This window comes from Ralstonia sp. PBBBR1 (genome assembly GCF_002256165.1).
GTDB lineage: Bacteria > Pseudomonadota > Gammaproteobacteria > Burkholderiales > Burkholderiaceae > Ralstonia > Ralstonia thomasii.
This window is the reverse complement of sequence record NZ_NKIL01000021.1, coordinates 1-11606: the sequence shown is the minus strand read 5'-3', so window position 1 is coordinate 11606 and position 11606 is coordinate 1. Positions and strand designations below refer to the sequence as shown.

Here is an 11606-nt window from a genome sequence, read left to right as displayed (position 1 = left end):
CACCGAATCTCCAGCCAACCGTCAACCACCCAATCGACCGCAAACCCGCTCTACACCTGCTTCTCCACCACTTAACACCACCACCGCCACTTGCGTTTCGGCGCTGTGTTTTGCAGCGAGGGGCGAACTATAGGCGGGTTTCCCGAACAGCGCAAGCCCTTTCTTTTCGCGGGGTCTTTCTGCACTTTTCGAGGGGCTACAGCGCCTTGTGAGACCGTACCCAGCGCAGCCCCCGTCCTGCCCGCTTCCGCGCGGCGCTGGCGCGCTTGTGAAAGGCGCTCACTATAGATAGCGGCGGCGGCTCGTCCAATAAGTCGGCAACGCAATCAAGGGAAACACTCGCATCGTGAACCTCGCCCAAGGCGTCTTGCAGTTTGCGCAAGTGACTTCGGTAGCGCTTGGCCGCGTGGGCCCCAAGCGCCGGGTAGAACGCTTCATATAGATAGCGCCACTGTTTTGCGGCGATGCGGGCACGATGCAGTCGTGGTGCAGACGATCGCTTGGGGTGACGCCCGCGACGAATCAGCTTCTTTCGGAGCGCTCCGGCCCGGGCGCGAGCAAAGCGGGAATGCCGCCCAGGCTCGCCGTCCGCATGAAAGGCAGCGACTGCCTGCTCCAGTTCGAACAACATTTCCGGCACGTCCGGCGAGGCCAGCCCGGCACGCAATTCCCCCCAAGCGCGGTTGCGCACCTCTTGGGACTTCTCAAAAGCCTCGTCCAGCCACGCCCGGCCGGCCTTGTCGCTATCGAGTAGGGACGCCTGGACGGCGGGGAGCCAATCGGTGAGCAGCACATCCCATTCGCGCACTGGGCCAGTGGATGCGGCAAGCGCTCGCAAGCGGGGCTTCCACTTGGCAACGAAGCTGGCAGGCAGGACCGGCGCAAACGTCACCCAAGCGGAACGCAGCCGACGCAGGGTGACGCGGAACTGGTGAAGATCTTCGTCGCTGGGACTGGGCGCAGCCAGCTTGGCAAGGGCGTCGCGCAGCGCAGCGATGTGTTCAGTGACGATACCCGCGAGGATCGAAAGGATAGCCGCATGTGAGTGCTTGCTCACAATGCTCTCCGTGTGACGAGTCTGGATGACAGGGAAGCACGCAAGGTGCGGGCCTTGTCATTTCACTGTAGTGGAACGGTCGAAGACCGCAGAGAAGCTAGATCAAACGTCAGCGCGTTTCGCTGGCGACGATCACGTCCACCTCGGCGGCGCGGAGGACTTCGGCCATCGGCTCAGGCACGGGGACGTCGGTGAAGAACTTGTCGATCTGCGAGACATGGCCCAGGCGGACAACAGCGCGGCGACCGAACTTGGAGTGATCGGCCACGAGCCAGACTTCGCGGGACTGCTCGATGATGGACTGGGCGACGCGCACTTCACGGTAGTCATAGTCGAGCAGCGTGCCGTCTTCGTCGATGCTGGAGACGCCGATGATGCCGATGTCGACGCGAAACTGCTTCATGAAGTCGATCGTGGCCTCGCCAACGATGCCGCGGTCGCGGTTGCGCACGAGGCCGCCGGCGACAATGACCTCCGCGTCCGGGCTGCCGGAGAGGATCGACGCGACGTTCAGATTATTGGTGATGACACGCAGACCGCGGGGCCCGTTCTGGCCGACCAGTGCCTTGGAGACTTCTTCGGTGGTCGTTCCAATATTGATGATGAGCGAACGGCCGGGCTCGACGTGGCGCGCAACGACCTCGGCGATACGCCGCTTGGCGTCGATGTGCAGGACCTGGCGCTGGTCGTAGTCGATGTTTTCGACCGACGAAGGCAGGCCGACGCCGCCGTGATAGCGCGCGAGCAGGCGCTCGTCTTCGAGCTGCCGGATATCGCGACGGATGGTTTGCGTCGTGACGCCGAGCACGCGGGCAAGCGCGTCGACGGAGGCATCGCCGTGTTGGCGGACGTATTCGAGGATCTGGCGGTGTCGCGGAAGCATCAAGTCACGAAATGAACACAAACGAACACATATGAGCGGATTAGGCGATTCCCTATGTTGCTTTATTTTCGCCCTTCACTAAACTATCCGCCAACGCGTCACTATTCGCAAGGAAAGGCGCGAAAATCAACAGATTCAAACCCATGCAACTCACTGACGCGTCGCATCTGGACTGTGATCTGCTGGTGGTCGGAGGCGGCATCAACGGCGTCGGTATCGCCCGTGATGCCGTGGGCCGTGGCCTGTCGGTGGTCTTGTGTGAAAAAGACGACCTGGCCCAGCACACCTCTTCGGCCTCGACCAAGCTGATCCACGGCGGGCTGCGGTACCTCGAATATTACGAATTCAGCCTGGTGCGCAAGGCACTGCAGGAGCGCGAGGTGCTGCTGCGCATGGCGCCGCACATCATGTGGCCGCTGCGTTTCGTGATGCCGCACGATGCCGCGCAACGTCCGGCGTGGATGATCCGCGCTGGCCTCTTCCTCTATGACCATCTGGCACGCCGGCGCTTTCTGCCGGGTTCGGAGTCGATCAAGCTGGCGCGGCATCCGGCCGGCAAGCCGCTCAAGGCGGGTTACACGCGCGGCTTCGTCTATTCGGACGGCTGGGTAGACGACGCCCGCCTGGTCGTGCTCAACGCCCGCGACGCGGCGGACCGCGGCGCCCATATCCTGACCCGCACGCGCTGCCTGAACGCGGAGCGCCGGGCCGACGGCTGGCACGCCTCGCTGGCTGGCCCGGACGGCATCCGCTCCGTGCGCGCAAAGGCGATCGTTAATGCCGCCGGGCCGTGGGCGGCGGAGTTCGCCCGTTCTGCGCACGCGCTGCCGAGCACGCGCGGCCTGCGGCTGATCAAGGGCAGCCACATCGTGGTGCGGCGGATGTTCGATCACCCATTCGCCTATATCTTCCAGAACCCGGACGGGCGGATCGTATTTGCGATCCCGTACCAGAACGATTTCACGCTGATCGGCACGACGGATCTGGAATACAAGGGCTCGGTGGACCAAGTCGCCATCGACGCCGGCGAAATCCAATATCTGTGCGAAATGGCCAGCCGCTATTTCACCCGGCAGCTGACGCCGACCGATGTGGTGTGGAGTTACTCCGGGGTGCGGCCGCTGCTGGACGACAGCGCCGCCAACGCCTCGGCCATCACGCGCGATTACCTGGTCGAATGCGAGACCGGCGTCGACGGCGCCAGCGCCCCGCTCATCAACGTGTGGGGCGGCAAGATCACGACCTACCGCAAGCTGGCCGAGGAAGCGCTGGACCAACTGGCCCCGCATCTGCCGCTGGCCGGCAAGCCTTCGTGGACGGCCACCGCATCGCTGCCGGGCGGCGATCTGGAAGCGCCGGGGCAGCTGGTTGCCGAATACACCTTCGACGATTTTGTGGCGCGCCTGCAAAAACGTTTGCCGTGGCTGCCGACCCTGCTGGCGATGCGCTATGCGCACCAGTACGGCACGCGCGTGAACACGCTGCTGGCCGGCGCCACGCGGCTGGAAGAACTGGGCGCCGAAGTAACGCCCGGGCTGTACGAAGCCGAAATCCGCTACCTGATCGAACACGAATGGGCCCGCACGGCGCAGGACATCCTGTGGCGGCGGACCAAGCTGGGCCTGCACGCCAGCGATGCCGACCGCAGCCGGCTGGAAGTCTGGCTGGCGCGGCATCTGCCGGACGGCGACACCGCACCAGTGGCGGAACGAGCGCCCTGAAGCACCGGGACCGGCCGCCCGAGCCAAGACATCAAGAAATCAAAGCAGTAAGACGGGAGACATCAATTGATTCTGGAACTGGACCAGGTTACGGCCATGGTCGGGGCGCAGACGCATCTGTACCCGACCAGCCTGCGGCTAGCGCCCGGCGCCATCAACGTGCTGCTGGGGCCGACGCAAGCCGGCAAGACCACGCTGATGCGCATCATGGCCGGGCTTGACCGGCCGACCACCGGCCGCGTACTGGTCGACGGCAAGGACGTGACGGGCGTAGGGGTGCGCGATCGCAATCTGGCGATGGTGTACCAGCAATTCATCAACTACCCGGCGATGACGGTGTACGACAACATCGCCTCGCCGCTGCGCCTGCAGGGCACCAACAAGGGCGAGATCGATACGCGCGTGCGTGCCGTCGCCGCCAAGCTGCACATCGACCATCTGCTGCAGCGCCTGCCGGCCGAGCTGTCGGGCGGACAGCAGCAACGCTGCGCGCTGGCGCGGGCGCTGGTCAAGCGGGCACCACTGGTGCTGCTGGACGAGCCGCTCGTCAATCTCGACTACAAGCTGCGCGAAGAGTTGCGTGCCGAGTTGGCATCGCTCTTCGCTGATGCCGGCACGACGGTCGTGTACGCCACCACGGAGCCGCAGGAAGCGCTGCTGCTGGGCGGCCACACCGTCGTCATGCATGAAGGCCGCGTGCTGCAAGACGGCCCGACGCTCGACATGTACGAAGTGCCGGTGTCGGTCAACGCAGCGGCCATCTTCAACGACCCGCCGATGAACGTGCTGGACGCCACCGTGGTGGAAGGCAACCAGATCCGCCTGCCACAAGGCATTGACATTGCATGGACGCGCCCGCTGCCGATGGCGGCCGGCACAGGCTGCCGCGTCGGCCTGCGGCCGAGCCACATCCGCCTGGCGCCACGCAACGGCGGTGCCGTCGCGCTGCCGGGCACGGTGGAGTTGGCCGAGCTGTCGGGTTCCGAAACGTATCTGCACGTGCGCGCACACGCCGCTGGCCAGTCGAACACGATCGGCCTGGTCGCGCAGTTGCCGGGTGTGCATGAGTTCGAACTGGGCGCGGCGCTGAACGTATTTGTCGATCCGGCCGAACTGTTCCTGTTCGACGATGCGGGCAAGCTGGTGAGCGCGCCCAAGCAGGGAGACGCCCATGGCGCGCATTGAATTCCGCAACCTGGGGCACAGCTACCGCCCCAATCCGCAAAGCCTGAGCGACTACGCGCTGCAGCCGATGAACATGACGTGGCGCGACGGGGGTGCCTACGCACTGCTGGGCCCGTCGGGCTGCGGCAAGTCCACGCTGCTGAACATCATCTCGGGGCTGCTGGTGCCGTCGGAGGGTCAGGTGCTGTTTGACGGCCAGGACGTGACGCACGCCAGCCCGCGCGAGCGCAACATCGCCCAGGTGTTCCAGTTTCCGGTCATCTACGACACGATGACCGTGTTCGACAACCTCGCCTTCCCGCTGCGCAATCGCAAGACGCCGGAAGCCGAGGTGAAGAAGCGCGTGGAGGAAGTGGCCGAGATCCTCGAGCTGCAGCATGCGCTCAAGCGCCGTGCCTCGGGCCTGGCAGCGGACGCCAAGCAGAAGATCTCGCTGGGCCGCGGCCTAGTGCGCAAGGACGTGGCAGCCATCCTGTTCGATGAGCCGCTCACCGTGATCGACCCGCACCTGAAGTGGCAACTGCGCCGCCAGCTCAAGAAGATTCACCAGCAACTGAAGCTCACGCTGATCTACGTGACGCACGATCAGGTGGAAGCGCTGACCTTTGCCGACGAGGTGGTCGTCATGACCGAAGGCAAGGTGGTGCAGCAAGGCGGGCCGGAAGCGCTGTTCGAGCGGCCGGACCACACCTTTGTCGGCTACTTCATCGGCAGCCCCGGCATGAACCTCTACCCGGTGACGGTGGATGGTGACGTGATTGCGCTGGGCGGTCAGCGCCTGTCCGTGGGCCGCGACACGCTGTCCACGCTCAAGAACGCAAACGGTTCGCTCAAGCTCGGCATTCGGCCGGAATTCGTGCAACTGGCCGCACCCGGCGAAGTCGGCACCGTCGCCGCCAACGTCCATCAGGTGCAGCAACTGGGTACGCACCAGTTGCTGACCGCCAGCCTCGGTGAAGCCGGCGGACTGCCGATCAAGGCCAAGCTGCCCAACGAAGTGTCCGTGACCGAATCGCGCGTGTGGCTGCGCCTGGATGCGCCGCAGACGCTGTATTACAGCAATGACGAGAGGATCGGCCGATGAACAAGCCGCTCAACAACAAGGCGTGGTTCCTGATCCTGCCGGTGTTCCTGTGCGTGGCGTTCTCCGCCATCCTGCCGCTGATGACGGTGGTGAACTACTCGGTGCAGGACATCATCAGCCCCGAGCAGCACGTGTTCGTGGGCGTGGACTGGTTCCGCCAGATCCTGCGCGACGGCGATCTGCAGGACGCGCTCACGCGCCAGCTGATCTTCTCGCTGTGCGTGCTGGCGGTGGAAATTCCGCTGGGCATCGGCCTGGCGCTGTCGATGCCGTCCAAGGGCTGGAAGGCTTCAGCCGCACTGGTGGTGCTGGCCATGCCGCTGCTGATTCCCTGGAACGTGGTGGGCACCATCTGGCAGATCTTCGGGCGCTCCGATATCGGCCTGGCCGGCTACTGGCTCAACCAGATGGGCATCGATTACAACTACACGTCGCACTCGTTCGACGCGTGGATCACTGTGCTGATCATGGACGTGTGGCACTGGACGCCGCTGGTGGCGCTGCTGGCCTATGCCGGCCTGCGCTCGATCCCGGATGCGTTCTACCAGGCCGCCGAGATTGACGGCGCCAGCCGCCTGGCCGTGTTCCGCTACATCCAGCTGCCGAAGATGCGCGGCGTGCTGATGATCGGCGTGCTGCTGCGCTTCATGGACAGCTTCATGATCTACACCGAGCCGTTCGTGTTGACCGGCGGCGGCCCCGGCAATGCCACGACGTTCCTGTCGCAGTACCTGACGCAGAAGGCAGTCGGCCAGTTCGACCTGGGCCCGGCGGCGGCATTCTCGATCGTGTACTTCCTCATCATCCTGCTGTTCTGCTTCGTCCTCTACAACTGGATGCAACGCATGGGCAGCGCCAGCACGGCCGTGGGAGACGACCATGCCTAAGCAGACCCACAACAACGAACACAAGCGCAGGATCGCGCGCGCGATCACGCTGGCGGTGTACGTGGCGTTTGCCGTGCTGCCGCTGTACTGGATGTTGAGCATGTCGCTCAAGACCAATGAGGAGACGCTGGCCGGCTTCTCGATCTGGCCGAAGCTCGTCACGTTCGACAACTACAAGATCATCTTCACCGATCCGTCGTGGTACTGGGGTTACATCAACTCCATCATCTACGTGACGATGAACACGGTGCTCTCGACCGTGGTGGCGCTGCCGGCGGCCTACGCCTTCTCGCGCTACCGCTTCCTGGGCGACAAGCACATGTTCTTCTGGCTGCTGACGAACCGCATGACGCCGCCCGCGGTGTTCCTGCTGCCGTTCTTCCAGCTGTATTCGACGGTCGGCCTGATGGACACGCACCTGGGCGTGGCGCTGGCGCACATGCTGTTCAACGTGCCGCTGGCGGTGTGGATTCTCGAAGGCTTCATGTCGGGCATCCCGCGCGAGATCGACGAGACGGCCTACATCGACGGCTACAGCTTCCCCAAGTTCTTCCTGAAGATCTTCCTGCCGCTGATCAAGGCCGGCGTGGGCGTGACAGCGTTCTTCTGCTTCATGTTCAGTTGGGTGGAGCTGCTGCTCGCACGCACGCTCACCTCGGTCGATGCCAAACCCATTACCGCGGTGATGACGCGCACGGTGTCGGCCTCGGGCATGGATTGGGGCGTGCTGGCCGCAGCCGGTGTGCTGACGATCATTCCCGGTGCGCTGGTGATCTGGTTTGTGCGGAACTACATCGCGAAGGGCTTCGCGATGGGCCGCGTCTAAAACAAGAACGGGAGACACAGCCATGTTCAGCTGGATGGCCTGGACGCCCGAAGTGGCGATCTTCTTCGGCTGCATCGCCTTGATGCTGGCCAGCATGACGGTCTGGGAGGTGGTGCGGCCCACGGTGGAGCGCAAGGGCTTCCTGCCCATCGCCACCACGCGCGGCGACCGCCTCTTCATCGGCCTGTTGACCGCGGCCTATATCAACCTGGCGTGGGTTGGGCTCACGTCGGAGGAGACCGGCGCCTGGGGCGGCTTCATTGCCTCGATGGTGGTGCTGGCGATCGTGATGTGGCGCGGCTGATGCGCCGTCGATGCACTTGAATTTGCAGGTCCGGAGGCATCAGCGCAGGTTGACGCTTCCACGCCCAAATTGACGTACGGGCACAGGCACTCCATCACGCTCCCCGCGTCGGAATGCCGGATGTTTTCGCTGCGGGGAGAACAACAAGCCAACAAGCACGAGGAGATACCGATGAAAACATCCTGGCGCATGACGCTTCAGATCAGTGCCATTGCACTGGCGAGCGCCCTGGCAGTCGGCGCAGCCCATGCCGGCGAAGCCGAAGCCAAGAAGTGGATCAGCAGCGAATTCCAGCCCAGCACGCTGTCGCAAGACAAGCAGATGGCGGAAATGAAGTGGTTCATCGACGCCGCGGCCAAGCTCAAGGCAAAGGGCGTGACCGAGATCCACGTCGTGTCGGAAACGCTCGACACGCACGCCTATGAATCGAAGACGCTCGCCAAGGCCTTCGAAGAAATCACCGGCATCAAGGTCAAGCACGACATCATGCAGGAAGGCGATGTCGTCGAAAAACTGCAGACCTCGATGCAGTCGGGCAAGAGCATCTATGACGGCTGGATCTCCGACTCCGACCTGATCGGCACGCACTATCGTTACGGCGTGATCATGCCGCTGTCGGACTACATGGCCGGCGAAGGCAAGGAGTTCACCAACCCGGGCCTGGACCTGAAGGATTTCATCGGCACGAGTTTCACCACCGCGTCTGACGGCAAGCTGTACCAGTTACCCGACCAGCAGTTCGCCAACCTGTACTGGTTCCGCGCCGACTGGTTCGCGCGCAAGGACCTGCAAGACAAGTTCAAGGCCAAGTACGGCTACGACCTGGGCGTGCCCGTCAACTGGACGGCCTATGAAGACATCGCCAACTTCTTCACCAACGACGTGAAGGAGCTGGACGGCAAGCGCATCTACGGCCACATGGATTACGGCAAGAAGGATCCGTCGCTCGGCTGGCGCTTTACCGATGCGTGGCTGTCGATGGCCGGTTCGGCCGACAAGGGCATCCCGAACGGCCTGCCCGTCGACGAGTGGGGTATCCGTGCGGAAAACTGCGCGCCGGTAGGTGCATCGATGTCGCGCGGCGGCGCCACCAACAGCCCGGCCGCCGTGTACGCCCTCACCAAGTACATCGACTGGATGAAGAAGTACGCGCCGCCCGAAGCGACCGGCATGACCTTCAACGAAGCCGGCCCCGTGCCCGCGCAAGGCCACATCGCCCAGCAGGTGTTCTGGTACAGCGCCTTTACCGCGCCGATGACCAAGCCGGGCCCGGTCGTGAACGCCGACGGCTCGCCGAAGTGGCGCATGGCCCCCTCGCCGCACGGCCCGTACTGGAAGGACGGCATGCAGAACGGCTACCAGGACGTCGGCTCGTGGACGTTCTTCAAGTCCACGCCGTTCGAGCGCCGCTCGGCCGCGTGGCTGTACGCGCAGTTCGTCACGTCGAAGACCGTGTCGCTCAAGAAGTCGATCACCGGCCTCACGTTCATTCGCGACTCCGATATCCACAGCGACTACTTCACCAAGAACGCGGCCAAGTACGGCGGCCTGATCGAGTTCTACCGCAGCCCGGCCCGCGTGGCCTGGACGCCGACCGGCAACAACGTGCCCGACTATCCGAAGCTGGCGCAGCTCTGGTGGAAGAACGTCGCCACGGCCGTCACGGGCGAGAAGACGCCGCAAGGCGCGATGGACAACCTGGCCAAGGAAATGGACCAGGTGATGGGCCGCCTGCAGCGCGCCGGCATGAAGAACTGCGCGCCCAAGCTGAACCCGGAAAGCGATCCGTCGAAGTGGCTGTCGACCGAACACGCCCCGTGGAAGAAGCTCGACAACGAGCGACCGAAGGGTGAGACGGTGGCCTACGACAAGCTGCTGGCTGCCTGGAAGGCAGGCAAGGTACGTTAATTCGCGCGTGTCCGTCGGTCGCCAACACGGGGCCGGCGGGCTACCATGCTTGCATTCGTTTCACATGCCGCGGGGCCGGCTGATCGTGCCCGGCGGTCACTCTTTTCTGCCTTATGGAATACCTCCTCGCGCTCGACCAGGGCACATCCAGCTCACGCGCCATCGTCTTCAACCGCGCCGGCCAGATCGTCGCCAGTGCCCAGCAGGAGTTTCCGCAGCATTTCCCGCAGCCCGGCTGGGTCGAGCATGACCCGTTCGACATCTGGAACAGCCAGCTCGCCACCTGCCGCGCCGCACTCGAACAAGCCAAGCTGACCGCTGCCGACATGGCGGCGCTTGGCATCACCAACCAGCGCGAAACCACCATGGTGTGGGAGCGCGCCACTGGCAAACCGATCTTCAACGCCATCGTCTGGCAGGACCGCCGCACCGAAGCCATCTGCGAACGCCTGCGCGCCGAGGGCCTGGAAGACGAGGTGCGCAAGCGCACCGGCCTGATCATCGATCCGTATTTTTCGGCCACCAAGCTGCGCTGGATTCTCGACCACGTGGACGGCGGCCGCGAGCGCGCGGCACGTGGCGAACTTGCCTTCGGCACCATCGATAGCTGGCTCGTCTGGCAACTCACACGCGGCCGCCTGCATGTGACCGACGTATCGAACGCTTCCCGCACGATGCTGTGGAACATCCACACCGGCGAATGGGATGCGGACCTGATGCGCGCGCTCGACATTCACCCGAGCCTGTTGCCCGAGGTGCATCCGTCTGCGCATCAGTTCGGGCAGACCGATGCCGACTGGCTCGGCGCTTCGCTCACCATCGGCGGCATTGCCGGCGACCAGCAATCGGCGCTCTTCGGCCAGGCCTGCTTCAAGCCGGGCATGGCCAAGAACACCTACGGCACCGGCTGTTTCATGTTGCTCAACACGGGCGACAAAGCGGTCCAGTCGCACAACGGCCTCATCAGCACGGCGGCATGCCAGAGCGGCACGAAGCGCAGCTATGCGCTCGAAGGCAGCGTATTCGTCGGTGGCGCGGTGGTGCAGTGGCTGCGCGACGGCCTGCGCGCGATCCAGCGCTCCGCCGACGTCGAAGGCCTGGCCGCCTCGGTGCCCGATTCCGGCGGCGTGGTGTTCGTGCCGTCGTTCACGGGCCTGGGGGCACCGTACTGGGACCCCACCGCGCAGGGCGCCATCGTCGGCCTCTCGCGCGGCACAACCATCGGCCACATCGCACGTGCGGCGCTCGAATCCATCGCCTTCCAGAGCACCGCATTGCTGCAGGCTATGACGCGCGATGCCGTTTCCACCATCTCGGAACTGCGCGTCGATGGCGGCGCCTCGGCCAACAACCTGCTCCTGCAGTTCCAGGCTGACCTGCTCGGCATTCCGGTCGTGCGTCCGGAGATCATCGAGACCACGGCGCTGGGGGCGGCTTACCTGGCGGGCATCGCCACCGGCTTCTATCGTGATGAAGCCGAGGTCGCCCAGCAATGGCGTGCCTCGCGAACGTTCCACCCGGTCATCAGCCGCGACGAGGCCGCACACCGCATCGCCCAATGGGAAATGGCCGTTGCGCAGGTCCGCCTGCCGACAACGCGCGGCCACTGAAGGCAAACCCGGCATGTCAAGTCCTGCCATAGGTTGACACTGTGCTCAGTCTCCGAGCGCCCGATGCACCGCATCGGGCGTTTTGTATTTCAAGGCCAGATGAGGCCGTTCGTGGTTGTAGATATGCACGGCCTGCGCCAC

The 11606-nt window shown here is 64.3% G+C and carries 10 protein-coding genes and 1 pseudogene; 8 read left to right on the top strand and 3 right to left on the bottom strand.

All coding sequences use genetic code 11. The features are described from left to right. Positions 1-196: 196 nt before the first annotated feature. Together CFE42_RS23835 and CFE42_RS23830 are read right to left on the bottom strand one after the other, a co-directional pair. Positions 197-1057, bottom strand: coding sequence for a CHAD domain-containing protein (locus tag CFE42_RS23835; RefSeq protein WP_004637121.1), 861 nt, complete (start codon positions 1055-1057; stop codon positions 197-199). A 109-nt stretch (positions 1058-1166) separates the two neighbouring features. Then, positions 1167-1940 carry a DeoR/GlpR family DNA-binding transcription regulator gene (locus CFE42_RS23830; RefSeq protein WP_004637124.1) on the bottom strand — a complete coding sequence of 258 codons (774 nt, stop codon included), beginning with the start codon at positions 1938-1940 and terminating at the stop codon, positions 1167-1169. Between the two features lie 143 nt (positions 1941-2083). Between CFE42_RS23830 and glpD the strand changes: the two genes are divergently transcribed. The 8 genes from glpD (at position 2084) to glpK (ending at position 11465) form a co-directional block, all read left to right on the top strand. Further along, the gene (gene glpD / locus CFE42_RS23825) at positions 2084-3661 is read left to right on the top strand and encodes a glycerol-3-phosphate dehydrogenase (protein WP_004637126.1); all 1578 of its coding nucleotides are present in this window, start codon (positions 2084-2086) and stop codon (positions 3659-3661) included. A gap of 66 nt (positions 3662-3727) precedes the next feature. Beyond that, a complete protein-coding gene (locus CFE42_RS23820; protein ID WP_004637128.1) occupies positions 3728-4846 on the top strand; it encodes an ABC transporter ATP-binding protein in 1119 nt (372 codons plus the stop codon). Further along, complete coding sequence (locus tag CFE42_RS23815; RefSeq protein ID WP_004637131.1) at positions 4833-5930, top strand: ABC transporter ATP-binding protein; 1098 nt, start codon at positions 4833-4835, stop codon at positions 5928-5930. Before CFE42_RS23820 ends, CFE42_RS23815 begins: the two co-directional genes overlap by 14 nt. Next, positions 5927-6817 (top strand): sugar ABC transporter permease, encoded by an 891-nt coding sequence (locus CFE42_RS23810; protein ID WP_004637132.1) that lies wholly within the window; start codon positions 5927-5929, stop codon positions 6815-6817. The genes CFE42_RS23815 and CFE42_RS23810 overlap by 4 nt, the downstream gene beginning before the upstream one ends. Further along, entirely contained in the window at positions 6810-7643 is an 834-nt protein-coding gene (locus tag CFE42_RS23805) for a carbohydrate ABC transporter permease (protein ID WP_004637134.1), read from the top strand. Before CFE42_RS23810 ends, CFE42_RS23805 begins: the two co-directional genes overlap by 8 nt. A 22-nt stretch (positions 7644-7665) precedes the next feature. Beyond that, positions 7666-7947 (top strand): DUF2160 domain-containing protein, encoded by a 282-nt coding sequence (locus tag CFE42_RS23800; RefSeq protein ID WP_004637136.1) that lies wholly within the window; start codon positions 7666-7668, stop codon positions 7945-7947. A 171-nt stretch (positions 7948-8118) separates the two neighbouring features. Next, positions 8119-9855, top strand: coding sequence for an ABC transporter substrate-binding protein (locus CFE42_RS23795; protein ID WP_004637139.1), 1737 nt, complete (start codon positions 8119-8121; stop codon positions 9853-9855). 113 nt (positions 9856-9968) lie between these two features. Beyond that, on the top strand, positions 9969-11465 hold the full coding sequence (gene glpK, locus CFE42_RS23790; RefSeq protein WP_004637141.1) for a glycerol kinase GlpK: 1497 nt from the start codon (positions 9969-9971) through the stop codon (positions 11463-11465). Between the two features lie 57 nt (positions 11466-11522). Here glpK and CFE42_RS23785 read toward each other — a convergent pair. Beyond that, a pseudogene (locus CFE42_RS23785) lies at positions 11523-11606 on the bottom strand (integrase core domain-containing protein); the annotation flags it as partial.

Excerpts from the sequence above, each read along its gene's own strand:
- CFE42_RS23800 (WP_004637136.1), top strand. The coding sequence starts at position 7,666 with ATGTTCAGCTGGATGGCCTGGACGCCCGAAGTGGCGATCTTCTTCGGC.
- CFE42_RS23815 (WP_004637131.1), top strand. The coding sequence starts at position 4,833 with ATGGCGCGCATTGAATTCCGCAACCTGGGGCACAGCTACCGCCCCAAT.
- CFE42_RS23795 (WP_004637139.1), top strand. The coding sequence starts at position 8,119 with ATGAAAACATCCTGGCGCATGACGCTTCAGATCAGTGCCATTGCACTG.
- CFE42_RS23805 (WP_004637134.1), top strand. The coding sequence starts at position 6,810 with ATGCCTAAGCAGACCCACAACAACGAACACAAGCGCAGGATCGCGCGC.
- glpD (WP_004637126.1), top strand. The coding sequence starts at position 2,084 with ATGCAACTCACTGACGCGTCGCATCTGGACTGTGATCTGCTGGTGGTC.
- CFE42_RS23830 (WP_004637124.1), bottom strand. The coding sequence starts at position 1,940 with ATGCTTCCGCGACACCGCCAGATCCTCGAATACGTCCGCCAACACGGC.
- glpK (WP_004637141.1), top strand. The coding sequence starts at position 9,969 with ATGGAATACCTCCTCGCGCTCGACCAGGGCACATCCAGCTCACGCGCC.
- CFE42_RS23810 (WP_004637132.1), top strand. The coding sequence starts at position 5,927 with ATGAACAAGCCGCTCAACAACAAGGCGTGGTTCCTGATCCTGCCGGTG.